This window comes from Corallococcus macrosporus, from assembly GCF_017302985.1.
GTDB lineage: Bacteria > Myxococcota > Myxococcia > Myxococcales > Myxococcaceae > Corallococcus > Corallococcus macrosporus_A.
In genome coordinates, this window is record NZ_JAFIMU010000006.1 from 251,714 (window position 1) to 270,397 (window position 18,684).

The following is an 18,684-nucleotide window of genomic DNA, read 5'->3' on the forward strand; positions in this document are numbered from 1 at the left end:
TCGCATGCGCTCAGCCCCGACTCCACCTCGCCCAACTCCACCCGGTAGCCGCGCACCTTCAGTTGGAAGTCCACGCGCCCCAGGAACTCCAGCTTCCCGTCCTCCCGCTGCCTCACCTTGTCGCCCGTGCGGTACAGCCGCGTCCCGGGCTCCGTGCTGAAAGCGTCCGGCACGTACCGCTCCGCCGTCAGCTCCGGACGGCCCACGTACCCGCGCGTCACCACCGCACCGCCGACGTACAGCTCTCCCGCTACGCCTCTCGGCACCGGACGTGCACTTGCGTCCAGCACGTACATGCGCGCGTTGCCGATGGGACGGCCCAGCGCCAGCGTCGTGGCGCCCTCTTCCCACGCGCCCTCCACCGGGTTCGTCAGCACGCCGACTGTCGTCTCCGTCGGGCCGTAGTGGTTGAAGACGGCGCACTCCGGCGCCAGCCGCTTCACCGTCTCCACCAGCTCGCGCTCCGATGCCTCGCCGCCCACCACCAGCCGCTTCCTCGGCAGCACCGCCTTCGCATTCGGCCCGCTCAGCAACGCGCGCAGGTGCGAGGGCACTACCTTCAGGCCGTCCACCCCGTGCGTCTGCATGTACGCGCCCAGGGCCTCCGCGTCCGACGCCACCTCCTTCGACACCAGGTGCAACGTCCCTCCTCCGCACAGCATCGGGAAGACGGCCGTGTGCCCCAGGTCCGCCGCCAGCGTCGTCACCGACGCGAAGCTCATCCCCTCTTCCAGCCTCAGCCGCCCGCGGATGCTCCCCACGTAGTTGGCCAACTGCCGGTGCTCCACCACCACGCCCTTCGGACGGCCCGTGCTTCCGGACGTGAAGATGGCGTACGCCGCGTTCTCTCCGCGCACCTTCGTCGTCACCGGCTCTGTGCTACCGCCGGCCTCATCCACTGCTTCGACGACGACCGTGACGAGCCCCAGGCTCGCGATATCCGCGGCCTGAGCCCGCTGAGTCACCACCACGCGCAGGCCCGCGTCCTCCGCGATGGCCTTCACTCGCGCCTCGGGGAAGGACGTGTCCATCGGCACGTACCCGCCTCCCGCCTTGAGGATGCCCAGCATCCCCACCACCGCCTCCACCGTGCGCTCCACATACAGGCCCACGAGCACGTCGGGGCCCACGCCTTCCTTCACCAGCGCTCGCGCCAGCCGGTTCGCCTTCGCGTCCAGCTCCGCGTACGTCAGCTGCTTGCCGCCCGCGACGACCGCCACGCCACCGGGCACACGCTCCACCTGCGCTTCGAACTGCGCGTGGATGCGCTCCGACGGCACGGTTTCCGCCGTCTGGTTCCACGTCCTCAGCACCTGCTCCCGCTCCGCCTCCGCCAGCATCGGCAGTGCGCTCACGGGCGCATCTGGATTCGCGGCGATGCCCTCCAGCAGCACCCGCAGGTGCTCCACCATCCGCTCCACCGTCGCCGGCTTGAACAGGTCCGCGCTGTACGCGAGCGCGCCCCGGAAGCCCTCCGCCGACTCCGCGAGCGACAGGCTCAGCTCGAACTTCGTGTGCTCGCCGTCCACCGGCTCCGGACGCAGGGTCAGGTCCGGCAGGGACAGCGCGGTGTCCACCTCCGTGTTGAGCACCAGCATCGCCTGGAACAGCGGCGTGCGGCCCAGGTCGCGCTCCGGCCTCAGCGCATCCACCAGCCGCTCGAACGGCACCTGCTGGTGCGCGAACGCGCCCAGCGTCGTCTCACGCACCTGCCCCAAGAGCTGCCGGAAGGTCCGCTCCGGCGCGACACGCGTGCGCAGCACCAGCGTGTTCAGGAACAGGCCGATGAGGCCTTCCACCTCCGCGCGGTTGCGGCCCGCGACCGGCGTGCCCACGCTGATGTCGTCCTGGCCGCTGTAGCGCGACAGGAGGGCCTGCCAAGCGGCCAGCAGCACCATGAACGGCGTGGCGCCCTCGCGGCGGCCCAGCGTCTTCAGCGCGTCCGTCAGCGGCTTCGACAGCTCCACCGCGACGGAGCTGCCTCGCGACGTCGGCGTCGCGGAGCGGGGTTTGTCCGTCGACAGCTCCAGCGCGGCCGGGGCGCCTTCCAGCTCGCGCCGCCACCAGCCGACCTGCTCTTCCAGAGCCTCATCCCGCAGCCACTCGCGCTGCCACACCGCGTAGTCCGCGTACTGCAACGGCAACGCTTGCAGCGGCGAGGCACGCCCCGCGCTGAAGGCCGTGTAGAGCGCTCCCAGCTCCCGCACCAGCACGCCCGCGGACCAGCCGTCGGAGACGATGTGGTGCAGCACCACCACCAGCAGGTGCTGACGCTCACCGGTGCGCAGCAGGGTCACGCGCAGGAGCGGGCCCTGGCCCAGGTTGAAGGGGCGCAGCGATTCGGCGCGGGCATGCTCGCGGGCTTCTCGTTCCGAGTCAGGACGGTCGCGGAGATCGACCTGGGTCCAGCCCACCTTGCCTTCGCCGGCGATCCGCTGGAACGGCCGTCCGTCCGCGTCGGCGTGGAAGGTGGTCCGCAGTCCTTCGTGGCGCTGGATGAGCGCGGCGAAGGCTCGCTCCAGGGCCGCGACGTCCAGCGTGCCCTCCAGGCGGAGGACGTTCGGGATGTTGTAGAGCGGGCTGTCCGGCTCCAACTGCTCCAGGAACCACATCCGCTGCTGCGCGAAGGACAGCGGCATCGCGTCCGTGCGAGGCACCGGCACGAGCGCCGGAGCCGGACGGGCGTCCGCGGCCCGAGCACGCGCGTCCACGCGAAGCGCGAGCTTCCCCACCGTGGGTGCGTCGAACAGCTCCCGCAGGGGCAGCTCCACGCCGAAGACGGCGAGCACCCGCGCCACCACCCGCGCCGCCAGCAGCGAGTGTCCGCCAATCTCGAAGAAGTCGTCCCGGCGCCCCACCCGCTCCACGCCGAGCACCTGCGCGAAGACTCCGGCGAGCAGTTCCTCTGTGGGCGTGAGCGGGCCCGTAACGTCCGAGCCGCCTGCTTCGCCCTCCGGCTTCGGCAGGGCCTTGCGGTCCACCTTGCCGTTGGACGTGAGGGGCAGCGACTCCAGCACCATGAGCGCCGAAGGCACCAGGTACGCGGGCAGCCGCTGCTGGAGCGACGCTCGCACGGCGGCGACGTCCACGGCTTCACCCGTGACGTAACCCACCAGCCGCTTGTCGCCGGCCACGTCCTCGCGCACCACCACGACGGACTCGCGCACGCCGGGATGACTCGCCAGCGCCGCCTCGATGTCGCCCAGCTCGATGCGGTAGCCGCGCACCTTCACCTGGAAGTCGGCGCGGCCCAGGTACTCCAGCTGACCGTCCGCGCGCCAACGCGCCACGTCCCCGGTGCGGTACATCCGCGCGCCCGGCTCCATGCTGAACGGATCCGGCACGTAGCGCTCCGCCGTCAGCTCCGGCCGCTGCTGGTAGCCGCGTGTCACGCCGTCGCCGCTCACGTACAGCCCGCCCGCCACGCCCAGGGGCACGGGCCGCAGCCGCGCGTCCAGCACGTACAGCCGCGTGTTCGCGATGGGCCGCCCGATGGGCACGCCCGCCGACACGTCCGCCTCGCGCGGCACGTCGTAGACCGCGCAGCCCACCACCGTCTCCGTGGGGCCGTACTCGTTGATGAGCCGCGTGCCCGGCATGTGCCGCCGCCAGAAGTCCAGGCTCGCGGGAGGCAGGGCCTCACCGCCCACCACCAGCGCGCCCACGCGCCCCGCCGCCTCATCCGCCGGCAGCGTCTGGCGCAGCAACTCCCAGTGCGCCGGGGTCAGCTTCACCAGGCTGTAGTCCGGCCGGGCCCGCAGCGCCCGCGACAGCCCTTCCACGCCGTCCGACTCCGGCAGCAGCCACACGCCGCGCCCCGCGACCAGCGGCACCAGGAGGCTCGTCACCGTCAGGTCGAACACCACGGGCGAGTGCACCGGCGCGCCCACGCCGCGCTCCAGGCCGTAGGCCTCCAGCGACCACGCGACGTAGTTGTTCAGGCCGCCGTGCGGGACCATCACGCCCTTGGGCCGACCCGTGCTGCCCGACGTGTAGAGCACGTACGCCAGGTAGCCCGCGTCCACGGCCACGTTGCACGCGGTCTCCGGCTGCGTCCGCAGGAGCGCCGCATCCGCGTCCAGCCGCACCACCTGTTCATCCGCGAGCGGCAGGGCCGACGCCAACCGCTCCACCGTCACGAGCACCCGCACGCCCGCGTCGGAGAGCATGTAGCGCAGCCGGTCAGCGGGGTACGTCGCGTCCATGGGGACGTAGGCGCCACCCGCCTTCAGGATGCCCAGCAGGCCCACCACCAGTTCGGGCGAACGCTCCAGGCACAGGCCCACGCGCACCTCGGGCCCCACACCCAGTCCGCGCAGCCGATGCGCGAGCTGATTGGCGCGCGCGTTCACCTGCGCGTACGAGAGGACCTGTCCCTCGAAGCGCACCGCCTCCGCGTCGGGCGTGCGCGCCGCTTGGGCCTCGAACAGGTGCTGCACGCAGGTGTTCCGCGCGTAGTCCTTCCGCGTGTGGTTCCATTCCACCAGCACCTGCTGGCGCTCCGCCTCCGGCATCACGGGCAGGTCGCTGACGCGCTGGCCGGGCTCCGCGACGATGGCCTCCAGCAGCACCCGCAGGTGCCCGAGCATCCGGGCCGCGGTGCTGTCGTCGTAGAGGTCCGGGCTGTACTCCACCGCGGCGATGAGGCCGTCCGCGGAGTCCGCCAGGGATAGCGACAACTCGAACTTCGCGGCGTCGGTGCCCGTCTCCACGGAGCTCAGGCGCAGGTCGCCCGGAAGCCGTGCCTCCCGCGAGGCCGCCTCCTGGAACGTGAACATCACCTGGAACAGCGGCGGGCGGCTGAGGTCGCGCTCGGGCTTCAGCTCCTCCACGAGCTTCTCGAACGGCACCTCCTGGTTCGACTGCGCGCCGAGCGTCGTCTCCCGCACCTGCTTGAGCAGGTCGCGGAAGGTGAGCCCATCACCCAGGCGCGCGCGCAGCACCAGCGTGTTGACGAAGAAGCCGATGAGCCCTTCGAGCTCCGTGCGGTTGCGGCCCGCGACGGGCGAGCCCACGCTGATGTCGTCCTGCCCGCTGTAGTGCGACAGCTGCACCTGCCACGCCGCCAGCAGCAGCATGAACGGCGTCACGCCCTCCTTGCGGCCCAGGCTCCACAGCGCATCCCGCAGTGCGGACGGCAACGTCGTGGTCCGGCGCGCTCCGCGAGTCAGCGGCGCGGCGGTGCGCGGGTGGTCGGTGGGCAGCTCGATGACCCGGGGCGCACCTTCCAGTTGCTTGCGCCACCACGCCACCTGCGCGTCGAGCACCTCGTCCTTCAACCAGCCGCGCTGCCACGCGGCGTAGTCCGCGTACTGCACGCCCAGCTCGCGCAGCGGCGCGGGACGTCCCGCCACCTGGGCCGCGTACAACGCGACGGCCTCGCGCACGAGGACGCCCATGGACCAGCCGTCGGAGACGATGTGGTGCATCACCATCGCGAGCAGGTGCTCCCGCTCACTCAGGCGCACCAGGCGCGTGCGAAACAGGGGGCCCTTCGCGAGGTCGAACGGCGCGCGCGTCCACGCATCCACGATGCACCGGGCCTCGGCTTCACGCTCGGGGTGGCCGCTCACGTCGAGGACGTCCCAGGCCACGGGGCCCGGAGGCGCAACGACCTGGAACGGCTGGCCTTCACGGGCCTGGATGGTGGTGCGCAGGGATTCGTGCCGGCGCACCAACTCCGTCAGGGCCTGCTCCAGGGCCGCGACGTCCAGCGTGCCATCCAGGCGGACCGCGGTGGCCACGTTGTAGGAGGCACTGCCCGGCTGGAGCTGATCCAGGAACCACAGGCGCTGCTGCGCGAACGACAGCGGCAGCTCGCCCGTGCGCGCCATCGGCGTCAGCGGCGGGACCTTCACGCCCTGACGCGCTCGCAGGGCTTCGTCCACACGCACCGCGAGGGCCGCGACGGTGGGGGATTCGAAGAGGGCCCGCAGCGGCAGCTCCACGCCGAAGGCGCTTCGCACGCGCGACATCGCCTGCGTCGCCACCAGCGAGTGGCCTCCCAGGTCGAAGAAGTTGTCGCTCGCGCCCACCCGCGCCACGCCCAGCACCTGCGCCCAGAGGTTCGAAAGCAGCTCCTCCGTCGGTGTCCTCGGCGCCACGTAGTCCGCCGCTTCCTGCGCTCCTTCCGGCGCCGGCAGCGCCTTGCGGTCCACCTTCCCGTTGGGCGTCAGCGGCAGCGCGTCCAGCACCACGAAGGCCGCCGGCACCATGTACTCCGGCAGGCTCTCCTTCACGTGCTGCCTCAGCGCCGAGGCCTCCACCCCCTCCGGCGCCACCACGTACGCCACCAGCCGCCGCGGCTCCTCCCGCAGCAGCACCACCGCCGTCCTCACCGCCGGGTGCTTGCCCAGCACCGACTCGATTTCTCCCAGCTCCACCCGGAAGCCACGCAGCTTCACCTGCGTGTCCGCTCGGCCCAGGAATTCGATGTTCCCGTCCGACAGGTGCCGCGCCCTGTCTCCCGAGCGGTACAGCCGCGCGCCAGGGGTGCCGTAGGGATTGGGTACGAAGCGCTCCGCCGTCAACTCCGGCCTGCGCACGTACCCGCGCGTCACGCCCTCGCCGCCGATGTACAGCTCTCCCGCCACTCCCGGCGGCACCGGCTTGAGCGCCGCGTCCAGCACGTACATCCGCACGTTGGCGAAGGGCCGCCCAATCGGCACCAGCCGGTTGTCCCCGGCCTCCAGCGCCTCGCTCTCGAACCACGTGCTGTCGATGGTGGTTTCGCTGATGCCGTACGAGTTGATGAGCCGCGTCTGGGCGCCGATGACGCCTCGAATCCTCCGGTACTCATTCACGTACCAGGCGTCCGAGCCGGCAATCAGGACTCGCATGCCCTCCAGCCGCTGGCCCGTCTCCTCCAGGTGCTGCAACAGCCCTCTCAGCACCGCCGGGACGAACTCCGCGCAGTCCACCGCTTCGGCTTCCATCAGCCCGTGCAGCTTCACCGGCTCCAGCAGCCACTCTCGCGGGCACAGCACCAGCTTGCCGCCACTGCACAGCGCGCGCGAGACGTCTCCGCCGAAGACGTCGAAGGAGAAGCTCGCCATCTGCAGGTGGCTTCGCGGCCCCTGCTTCAGTCCGTAGCTTCTCTCCCAGCCCAGGTATGCATTCGCCCAACTGCGATGCGACACCATGACGCCCTTGGGCGTCCCCGTGCTTCCTGACGTGAAGACGACGTACGCCAGGTTCTCGAAGCCCGCCGTGCGCGCAGGCGCCGACGTGGGCAGTGCTGCGCGGGCCCCAGCCTCTTCGTCCAGTAGGTAGCGGCGCAGGCCCGAGGCCTCCACCGTGCCCTCCAGCGCACGCTGCGTCAGCAGCAGCGACAGGCGCGACTCGGACACCATGAGGGCCAGTCGGTCCGCCGGGTACGACGGGTCCAGCGGCACGTAGGCGCCCCCGGCCTTCAGGATGCCCAGCAGCGCCACCAGCAGCTGCGGCGTGCGTTCCAGGCACACGCCCACCAGCACCTCGGGGCCTACCCCCAGGCTTCGCAGGTGGTGCGCCAGCTGGTTCGCCTGCGCTTCCAGTTGCCCGTACGTCAGTGCTTCTCCGCCCGGTGCCACGACGGCCGGGGCTTGCGGCTGCATCCGCGCCAGCTCCGCGAAGCGCTCCGGAATCCCCTGCCCCTCCGGCAGCACCACGTCGGTGGCGTTCCACCCCAACAGCACCTGCTGGCGCTCTGCTTCGCCCAGCAGCGGCAGGTCCAGCACTCGCGCATCCGGACGCGCGGCGATTCCCTCCAGCAGCACGCCGAAGTGCCGCAGCATCCGCTCCGCGGTCGCCACCTCGAACAGGTCGGTGCTGTACTCCAACGCGGCCGCGAACCCCTGGCCCGTCTCCGCCATGTCCAGCGACAGCTCGAACTTGGCGGTGCTGCCCTCCGTCTCCAGGGCGCGCAGCGTGAGCCCCGAGCCAGTGGTCGCCGCCGACGACGACGGGGCCGCGTTCTGGAGCGAGAACATCACCTGGAACAGCGGAGACCGGCTCAGGTTGCGCTCCGGCTTCAGCTCCTCCACCAGCTTCTCGAACGGCACCTCCTGGTGCGCGTACGCACCCAGCGTCGTCTCGCGCACCTGCTGGAGCAGCTCGCGGAACGTGGGGTTGCCTTCGATCCGCGTGCGCAGCACCAGCGTGTTGACGAAGAAGCCAATGAGGCCTTCCAGCTCCGCGCGGTTGCGGCCCGCGATGGGCGTGCCCACGCTCACGTCGTCCTGACCGCTGTAGCGCGACAGGAGCACCTGCCACGCGGCCAGCAGCACCATGAACGGCGTGGCGCCCTCCTTCTGCCCGAGCGCCTTGAGCGCGGCCTCCACCTCACGCGAGAAGTGGGCGGACACCACCGCGCCCTGGGTCGTGGGCACCGCCGGGATGGGGCGGTCCGTGGGCAGCTCGATGGCCTGCGTGGCGCCCTGGAGCTGCTTGCGCCAGTACGCGAGCTGCGCTTCGAGCACCGGCCCCTGGAGCCATTCGCGCTGCCACGCCGCGTAGTCCACGTACTGGATCGTCAGCTCCGGCAGCGGCGACGGCTTGCCCTGGCTGAAGGCTCCGTAGAGGGCCAGCAGCTCGCGCAGGAAGACGCCTCGCGACCAGCCGTCGGAGATGACGTGGTGCAACGTCAGGAGCAGCACGTGCTCCGTCGCGGACAGCTTCAGCAGCATCGCGCGCAGCAGCGGGCCCACGGAGAGCGTGAAGGGCTGCTGCACGTCCCGGAACACGCGCAGGCGGGCTTCCTTCTCCCGTGCCTCCGCGGGAAGGGACTGGAGGTCCACCGTGTCGATGGCCACGGGCGCGGGCGGGGCGATGACCTGCACCGCGCCGCCCTCTTCCGCGCGCAACGTCGTGCGCAGCACCTCATGCCGGCGCACCAGTTCATCCAGGCAGCGCTGGAGCGCGGCCGCGTCCAGGACGCCGTCGAGCCGGACCGCGAGCGGGATGTTGTACTGCGGGTTCTTCGGATCGAACTGATCCAGGAACCACAGGCGCTGCTGCGCGAAGGACAGGGGGAAGGAGGAGACCGCGTTCCTCGGGCGCGCCACGAGCGTCGCGACGGGAGCCGCCGCGCTCTTCTGGCGCAGCTTCCGCATCAGCAGGTCCTGCTTCTCGGGCGACAGGTTGGAGAACCGCTTCGAGGTGTCACTCATTGGAAGTCTTCCTGACCTGTTCCGTATCCGCGTCCAGGAGGGCCTGCGCCTCTTCACCGGACAGTTCTTCCATCTCCGCCATGAGCCGCTCGAGCTCGTCGGGGTCCACCTGAGCGGCCTGGGCTTCCATCACGAGCACCGCGAGCGTCTCCACCGTGGGCGACTCGAACAGCTTGCGCAGCGGCAGCTCCACCTGGAACGTCTGGCGGATCCGCGAGATGGCCTGCGTCGCCAGCAGCGAGTGGCCGCCCAGCTCGAAGAAGCCGTCGTGGATGCCCACGCGCTTCACGCCCAGCAGCTCGGAGTAGATGCCCGCCAACTGCTGCTCCAGCTCACTGCGCGGAGCCACGAAGTCCCGTGAGCGCGGCTCCGACTCCGCGTCCGGCTTGGGCAGGGCCTTGCGGTCCACCTTGCCGTTGGCGTTGAGCGGCATCGCCTCCAGCACCACGAAGGCCGACGGCACCATGTACTCCGGCAGCCGTCCCTTCAGCTCACTTCTCAGCGCCGTGGCCTCCACCGTGCTGCCCGGCTTCGCCACCATGTACGCCACCAACCGCTTGTCTCCGGGCGCGTCCTCACGCGCCACCACCACGGCCTCACGCACGCCCGCGCATGCGCTCAGCCCCGCTTCCACCTCGCCCAACTCCACCCGGTACCCGCGCACCTTCAGCTGGAAGTCCACGCGGCCCAGGAACTCCAGCTTCCCGTCCTCCCGCTGCCTCACCTTGTCGCCCGTGCGGTACAGCCGCGCCCCGGGCTCCGTGCTGAAAGCGTCCGGCACGTACCGCTCCGCCGTCAGCTCCGGACGCCCCACGTACCCACGCGTCACCACCGCACCGCCGACGTACAGCTCTCCCGCTACGCCACGGGGCACCGGGCGCGCACTCGCATCCAGCACGTACATGCGCGCGTTGCCGATGGGACGGCCCAGCGCCAGCGTCGTGGCGCCTTCCTCCCACGCGCCCTCCACCGGATTCGTCAGCACGCCGACCGTCGTCTCCGTCGGGCCGTAGTGGTTGAAGACGGCGCACTCCGGCGCCAGCCGCTTCACCGTCTCCACCAGCTCGCGCTCCGACGCCTCGCCGCCCACCACCAGCCGCTTCCTCGGCAGCACCGCCTTCGCATTCGGCCCGCTCAGCAACGCGCGCAGGTGCGAGGGCACTACCTTCAGGCCGTCCACCCCGTGCGTCTGCATGTACGCGCCCAGGGCCTCCGCGTCCGACGCCACCTCCTTCGACACCAGGTGCAGCGTCCCTCCTCCGCACAGCATCGGGAAGACGGCCGTGTGCCCCAGGTCCGCCGCCAGCGTCGTCACCGACGCGAAGCTCATCCCCTCTTCCAGCCTCAGCCTTCCGCGGATGCTCCCCACGTAGTTGGCCAACTGCCGGTGCTCCACCACCACGCCCTTCGGACGCCCTGTGCTTCCCGACGTGAAGATGGCGTACGCCGCGTTCTCCCCGCGCACCTTCGTCGTCACCGACTCGGTGCTGGCGCTCACGTCCTCCACGCTCAGCGTCTGGCAGCCCAGGTTCGCCACCTGGCTTGCGTACGCACGCTGAGTCACCACCACGCGCAGCCCCGCGTCCTCCGCGATGGCCTTCACTCGCGCCTCGGGGAAGGACGTGTCCATCGGCACGTACCCGCCTCCCGCCTTGAGGATGCCCAGCATCCCCGCCACCGCCTCCACCGTGCGCTCCACGTACAGGCCCACCAGCGACTCCGGGCCCACTCCCAGCGCGCGCAACTGCTTCGCCACGCCGTTCGCCTTCGCGTCCAGCTCCGCGTACGTCGCCTGCTTGCCGTCCGCGACGACCGCGATGGCCCCTGGCTTCCGCTTCGCTTGCGCTTCGAACATCCCGTGGATGCTCTCCAGCGGCAGCGCTTCCGCCGTCTGGTTCCACGCCCGCAGCACCTGCTCCCGCTCCGCCTCCGCCAGCATCGGCAGCGCGCTCACGGTCGCGTCCGGCGTCGTCGTGATTGCCTCGAGCAGCACGCCCAGGTGCTCCACCATCCGCTCGACCGTCGAGCGCTCGAACAGATCCGCGCTGTAGGTCAGCGCGCCCTGGAAGCCTTCCGGCGCATCGCTCAGCGACAGGTTCAGCTCGAACTTGGCCGACAGGTTCTCCAGCTCCAGACGGCGCAACGTCAGGTCGCTCAGCGACAGGGAGGTGTCCACCTCCGTGTTGAGCACCAGCATCGCCTGGAACAGCGGCGTGCGGCCCAGGTCGCGCTCCGGCCTCAGCGCATCCACCAGCCGCTCGAACGGCACCTGCTGGTGCGCGAACGCCCCAAGCGTCGTCTCCTTCACTCGCGCGAGCACTTCACGGAAGCGATCCGCCGCGCGCACCCGCGTGCGCAACACCAGCGTGTTCAGGAACAGGCCGATGAGGCCTTCCACCTCCGCCTGCGACCGTCCCGCCACCGGCGTGCCCACGCTGATGTCGTCCTGACCGCTGTAGCGAGACAGGAGCACCTGCCACGTGGCCAGCAGCACCATGAACGGCGTGGCACCCTCGCCACGTCCCAGCGTCCGCAGCGCGTCCGAGAGCGGCTTCGACAGCCGCACCGGCACCGAGCCACCCCGCTCCGTCAACTTCGCGGGGCGCACCCGGTCCGTTGGCAGCTCCAGCGCGGCCGGGGCGCCTTCCAGCTCCCGACGCCACCAGCCGACCTGCTCCTCCAGCGCGGCTCCCTGCAACCACTCGCGCTGCCACACCGCGTAGTCCGCGTACTGCACCGGCAATGGGGGCAGCACCGCGTCGCGCTGCTCGACGCGCGCGGCGTAGAGGGCGACCCACTCACGCACCAGCACGCCCGCGGACCAGCCGTCGGAGACGATGTGGTGCATCGACAGGAGCAGCAGGTGCTCCCGCTCCTCCGTCCGCAGCAGCGTGACACGCAGGAGCGGACCATGGACCAGATCGAACGGCCGCTGCGCTTCAACTCGCGCCAGCCGCCAGGCCTCCTGCTCCCGCAGCGCCGCGTCGACTTCGCGCAGGTCCACCACCGGCAACGGAAGCACCGGGGCTTCGTTGATGCGCTGGAAGGGCCGGCCATCCTCGGCGTGGAACGTCGTCCGCAGGCTCTCATGCCGCTGGACGAGCGCGTTGAGTGCCTGCTCCAGCGCGGCCACGTCCAGGTGTCCCTCCAACTTGAGCAGGCTGGGGATGTTGTAGAGCGACCCCTGGGGAGAAAGCTGCTCCAGGAACCACAGCCGCTGCTGCGCGAACGACAGCGGCAGCGGGCCGGTGCGGGCCGCGGGCTTCAGCGGGGGCACTCCGGGCGATGCTTCGGCGCGAGCGGCCTCCACCCGCTGCGCGAGCGCGGCCACGGTGGGGGCTTCGAACAGCGCGCGCAGCGGCAGCTCCACGCCGAACGCCGCGCGGATCCGCGAGATGGCCTGCGTGGCCAGCAGCGAGTGTCCACCCAGCTCCAGGAAGTCGTCGTGGATGCCCACCTGGGACACGCCCAGCAGCTCGCGCCAGGTCGCGGCCAGCGTCTCCTCCACCGGCGTGCGCGGCGCGACGTAGGTCGGTCCCTGCTCCGAGCGCACCGCGTCCGGCGCAGGGAGGGCCTTGCGGTCCACCTTGCCGTTGGGCGTGAGCGGCATCGCGTCCAGGACGACGAACGCGGACGGCACCATGTGCTCGGGGAGCTTGTCCTCCAGGTAGCGACGCAAGGCCGCGGCGTCCACCGCCTCGTCCTCGCGCGCCACGACGTACGCCACGAGGCGCCGGTCGCCGGGGACGTCCTGGCGGGCCAGCACCACCGCCTCGCTCACGGCGCCCGCGAGCACCGCTTCGATTTCTCCCAGCTCGATGCGGAAGCCGCGCACCTTGACCTGGTGGTCGGTGCGGCCGACGAACTCCAGCGCGCCGTCCGCGCGGTAGCGGACCAGGTCGCCCGTCCGGTACAGCCGAGCGCCCGGCTCCGAACCGAACGGATCCGGCACGAAGCGCTCCGCCGTCTGCTCCGGCCGGCCCAGGTAGCCTCGGCCCACGCCCGCGCCGCCGATGAACAGCTCGCCCGCGATGCCTACCGGCACCGGTGCTCCCGTCGCGTCCAGCACGTAGGCGCGCACGTTGGGATAGGGCCGGCCAATGGGCGGCGTCCCCGAGCCCGGAGCGCAGACCGCGCTCGTCACCGTGATGCTCGCCTCGGTGGGGCCGTAGGAGTTCACGAAGCGGCGGCCCTGCGCCCAGCGATCCATCACCTCCGCCGGGCACGCCTCCGCGCCCGTCACCACCGTCTGGAGCGTGGGGAAGTCGTCGGACGTGAGGACCGCCAGCGTGGAGGGCAGCAGCACCGAGGTGGTGATGTTCCGCTCGCGCATCAGCCGCGTCAGCTCCGGGCCGGGCCGCAGCGCTTCGCGCGGCGCGAGGACCAGCGTGCCTCCGCCCACGAGCGTGGAGAAGATCTCCAGCAGCGACACATCGAAGCTCATCGACACGAACTGGAGCGTGCGAGTCCCGGGGCGCACGTCGAAGTCACGCACCGCCTGGGCGAGCGTGTTGACGATGCCCCGGTGCTCGACGAGCGCGCCCTTCGGCTGGCCGGTGCTGCCCGACGTGTAGATGACGTAGGCCAGATGCCGTCCGCCCAGCGCGGGCAGGTTGCCGGAAGGCTGGCGCGCGAGGCTGGCGGCGTCGGAGTCCACGCAGAGCAGTTGCTCGCCGCGCGAAGGCAGCTCGTCCGCGATGGCCTCACGGGTGACGAGCACCGGGACGCGCGAGTCCTCCAGCAGGTACGCGATGCGGTGCTGCGGGTAGTCCGGATCTACGGGCACGTAGGCGCCACCGGCCTTGAGGATGCCCAGGAGCGCCATCAGCAACTCGGGCGAGCGCTCCAGGCACACGCCCACGCGCACCTCCGGCCCCACCCCGAGGAGCTTGAGCTGTCGCGCCAGTTGGTTCGCGCGGGCATTCAGCTCGCGGTACGTCCAGCGCGTGTCGTCCAGCTCCACGGCGATGCCGTCGGGCGTGCGCTCCACCTGTGCCTCGAAGAGGCCGTGCAGCGAGGCCTCGGCCTCCAGCGGCGCCTGCGTGGCGTTCCAGTCCTTCAGCACCTGGTGCCGCTCGGCGTCCGTGAGGAGCGAGAGGCGGGAGACGCGGCTGTCGGCCGCCGCGACGGCGATGCCTTCCAGCAGCGTGCGCCAGTGCCCCAGCAGCCGGGTCATGGCCTCCGCGTCGAAGCGCGACAGCTGATAGGACAGGCGCAGGCCCAGCTTCTCGCCGGGGAGGACCGCGGGGGCCAGCGGCAGGGTCAGCCGCTCGCGGCCCTCGAAGTCGCGCACGTCCAGGCCGCGGGCGCGTTCCTTGATGGACGCGTCGATGGGGTAGTTCTCCACGACGACGAGGCTTTCGAAGAGCGCCTGGCCCCGGGGCAGGTCGCTCCACGACTGGACCTGCACCAGCGGGCAGTGCTCATGCGCGCTGAGGGCCACCTGCTGCGTCTGGATTCCCTGGAGCCAGGACACCAGCGTGTCCCCGGGCGTGATCCGCACGCGGAGCGGCAGGGAGTTGATGAACAGGCCCATCATCCCCTCCACCCCCGGAAGCTCCGAGGGACGGCCGGAGACGGTGGTGCCGAAGACCACGTCCTGCTCACCGCTGTAGCGACTGAGCAGCAGCGCCCACGCGCCCTGCACCACGGCGCCCAGCGTGAGCTGGTGACGGCGTGCGAAGGACTCGATGGCGGCGGTGGTCTCCGAGGAGAGGGCGATCTCCTGCGAGCCGTGCTGGTGGACGGCCTCGCTGTCGTCGGAACCCGTGCCCTGATCCATGGGCAACGGCGTGGGGGCCGTGAAGCCCGCGAGCCGCTCACGCCAGAACGCTTCCGAACGGGCGGGCTCCTGCTGGGACAGCCACGCGATGTAGTCCCGGAAGGGAGGCCGCGCGACCGCGAGCGGCACTTGCGAACGGCTGAACGCGTCGTAGAAGCCGAACAGATCCTGCATCACCAGGCCCAGGCTCCAGCCGTCGAGCAGGGTGTGGTGGAAGCTCCAGATGAGCCGGTGGACGTGCGTGTCCAGGCGCACCAGGGCCACACGCAGCAGCGGGCCCTGCGTGAGGCTGAAGCCCTGGGCGCGGTCCTCTTCCAGGTACGCGTCCAGCGCCTGCCGCTGCGCTGCTTCCGTCTGCCCGCGCCAGTCCAGCTCCCGCCACGGCAGCGCCGCCTCGCGACGCACCACCTGCAACGGCGCTTCCAGCCCTTCCCACAGCAGCGTCGTGCGCAGCACCGGGTGCCGCGCCACCAACTCTTCCCACGCGCGCTTCAACGCCCCCACGTCCAGCTTCGCGTGGAAGGCCCAGGACAGCTGCTCGAAGTACACGCCCGACTTCGGTGACAGCAGCGCGTGGAAGAGCATGCCCTGCTGCATCGGCGACAGCGGGTAGATGTCCTCTACCTCCTGCCCCACCGCCGCCTGCACCTTCGCCAGCGTCTTCACGTCCAGCTTCGCCAGCGGGAAGTCCGCCGGCGTGTACTTCGCCGCGTCCTCCGTCTTGCGTCCGGCCACCAGCGCCTTGAGTGCTTCGGTGTACTCGCGCGCCAGCGCCTCCACCGTCGCCTTCGTGTGCAGCGCTTCGCTGTACGTCCACGTCACTTCCAGCTGGCCACCCACCACCAGCCCGTTGATTTCCAGCACGTGGCTGCGCTGGCCGCCTTCGCCCTGCGTCGGGCCCGCGGACTCCTTGGCCAGCGTGAAGCCCCCGCTGCTGCTGGCCAGCGCGTCGAACTGCCCCAGGTAGTTGAAGGCCACCTGCGCCTTCGGTGCCTGCTTCAGCTTCGCGGCGATGGCCTCCGGGCCCTGGTAGTGCAGGAGGCCGTAGCCCACGCCCTTGCCCGGCACGGCCCGAAGTGTGTCGCGCACCGCCCGCAGTGCGTCGCCGGCCGTGCCGTCCTTCGTCACCTCCAGCACCACCGGGTAGAGGGAGGTGAACCAGCCCACCGTGCGCGTCACGTCCACGTCCGAGAAGAGTTCCTCGCGCCCGTGCCCTTCGACTTCCACGCGCACCCGCTGCTGCCCTGTCCACTTCGTCAGGACTCGCGCCAGGGCCGACACCAGGACTTCATTCACGCTCGCCCGGTACGCGCCCGGCACTTCCTGCAGCAGCGTCCGCGTCTCTTCCGCGTCCAGCGCGGCCACCACGTTGCGTGCGGAGGCCGCCGTGTTCGCGGCTGCCGTGTTCACGTCCACCGGGAGGGCAGACGTCTCTTCACGCGCCTGCGCTTGCCACCACGACGCTTCCTTCTCCAGCTCTGGCCCGCGCGCGTACGTCTCCAGCCTGCGCGACCACGTCTGGAAGGATGTCGTCTTCGCGGGCAGCGTTACGTTCTGTCCCTGACGACGCTGCGCGTATGCCGTGCCCAGATCCTCCAGCAGCACGCGCCACGACACGCCGTCCACCGCGAGGTGATGCACCGCCAGCAACAGCCACGACGGCTTGCCCCCGCTCCGTTTCACCAGCAGCGCGCGCAGCAGCAGTCCTTCGTCCAGCCTCAGGCTGCCCTGAAGCTCCTTCGCCGCCTTCGCCAGTGCCTCACCTTCGTTCGACGATGCCGAGACATCCAGCCGCCGCAAGTACGGGCCCGCGCCCACTCCCGCGTGGTGCTGTGTCCAGCCGGCTTCGCTCTTCTCGTAACGCAGCCGCAGCGCATCGTGGTGCGCCACCAGCGCCTTGAGCGCCTCTTCCAGCCGCTCCGTTTCCACCCCTTCCTTCGCCTCCAGCAGCACTGCCTGGTTGAAGTGGTGCGCCTGCGGCAACTGCCTCTCGAAGAACCAGCGCTGAATCGGCGTCAGCGCCGCCTCTCCCTCCACCAGCCCCTGCTCCCCCACCACTCCGCGCCCCTGCTCCACCACCTTCGCCAGTTGCTCCACCGTCGGGTGCTGGAAGAGCTGCTTCGGCGTCACCTTCAGCCCGGCTTGGCCCGCCTTCGCCACCACCTGGATGCTCAGGATGGAGTCGCCGCCCAGCGCGAAGAAGTTCTCCTTCACTCCCACACGCTGCACGCCCAGCACTCGCGCCCACACGGATGCCAGTGTCTCTTCCGTGCGCGTCCTCGGGGCTTCGTAGGCTTCCGTCGTTTCGGCCGTTGCTTCCGGCTTCGGCAGCGCCTTGCGGTCCACCTTGCCGTTCGGCGTGAGGGGCAGCACGTCCAGCACCACGAAGGCCGCGGGCACCATGTACTCCGGCAGCCTGGCCTTCAGCGCCTCGCGCAAGCCTTCCGCCGTCACGCCCTGGCCCGCAACGTACGCCACCAACCGGCGATGTCCCGGCGTGTCCTCGCGCACGATGGCTACGCTCTCGCGCACGCCTTCGCACTGGCTCAGCGCGGACTCCACTTCGCCCAGCTCGATGCGGAACCCGCGCACCTTCACCTGCGAGTCCAACCGGGCCAGGAACACCACGCTGCCGTCCGGCAACTGCTTCACCTGGTCGCCCGTGCGGTACAGCCGCGCGCCCGGCTCCGTGCCGAACGGGTGCGGCACGAACTTCTCCGCCGTCAGCTCCGGCCGGCCCAGGTAGCCCAGCGCCAGACCGTCGCCGCCGATGTACAGCTCACCCGCGACACCCGCCGGCACGGGCTGCCCGTGCGCGTCCAGGACGTACAGCTCCGTGTTGGACAGCGGTCTGCCGATGGGCACCGTCACCGCGTCCACGGGGACCTGCTTCACCTCGTGCCACGTGGCGAACGTCGTACTCTCCGTGGGCCCGTACACATGAACGAGCTTCCCGGACATGCCGGCCGCGAGCGCCGCGCGCATCGCCCCCGGATCCACCGCCTCGCCGCCGACGTGGAGCTGCCGGACCGTCTGGAACGTCTCCGCCGACTGCGCCACCAACTGGTTGAACAGTGCCGTCGTCACGAACAGCACGCTGATGCGCTCGTCGCGCAGGTACGCCGCGAACGCCGCCGGTGACAGCGCCACGTCCTTCGCCACGCCCACCAGGCGCCCGCCGTGCAGCAGCACGCCCCACACCTCGAACGTCGCCGCGTCGAACGACGCGTTCGACGCCTGCGCGATGCGGTCCTCTCCCGTCAGCTGGATGAAGTTCGTCTCCACCAGCAGCCGCACGATGGCCCGGTGAGGCACCCACACGCCCTTCGGGCGCCCCATGCTTCCCGACGTGTAGATGACGTACGCCGGGTCCGTCGCATCCACCCGGCTCTCGGGCGCCTGCGCCGGCTCCGCGTCCAGCGTGCCGTCGTCCAGCAGCACGACGGTGTACTTCCCTTCCGGCAGCGCGCCCTGCTGGGACTTCTGCGTCACCAGCACTTCTACCCCGGCGTCCTCCACCATGAACGCCAGCCGCTCCCGAGGGTAGCCCGCGTCCAGCGGCACGTACGCCCCGCCCGCCTTGAGGATGCCCAGCATCCCCTCCACCATCCCCACACCGCGCTCCACGCACAGGCCCACCCGCGAGCCGCGCTTCACGCCCTGCTTCACCAGCCGCTGCGCAAGCTGGTTCGCCCTCGCCTCCACCTGGCGGAACGTCCGCTGCTCTCCTGCGAAGTCCAGCGCCACCGCATC

Annotated in this window: 2 protein-coding genes (both only partly in view); both read right to left on the reverse strand. The window is 70.9% G+C overall.

Annotation, left to right across the window (positions count from 1 at the left end):
* A protein-coding gene (locus JYK02_RS10930) for a non-ribosomal peptide synthetase (protein WP_207050864.1) crosses the window boundary here: on the reverse strand, positions 1 to 9,149 show its 5' portion. It extends 8,380 nt beyond the left edge of the window; the window shows 9,149 of its 17,529 coding nt (coding positions 1–9,149); its start codon is at positions 9,147 to 9,149; its stop codon lies off the left edge, out of view.
* A protein-coding gene (locus JYK02_RS10935) for a non-ribosomal peptide synthase/polyketide synthase (protein ID WP_207050865.1) crosses the window boundary here: on the reverse strand, positions 9,142 to 18,684 show its end. The gene runs 14,856 nt beyond the window's last position; only the last 9,543 of its 24,399 coding nucleotides appear in the window; the start codon falls outside the window, past its right edge — the gene reads right to left on this strand; it ends in the stop codon at positions 9,142 to 9,144. Before JYK02_RS10935 ends, JYK02_RS10930 begins: the two co-directional genes overlap by 8 nt.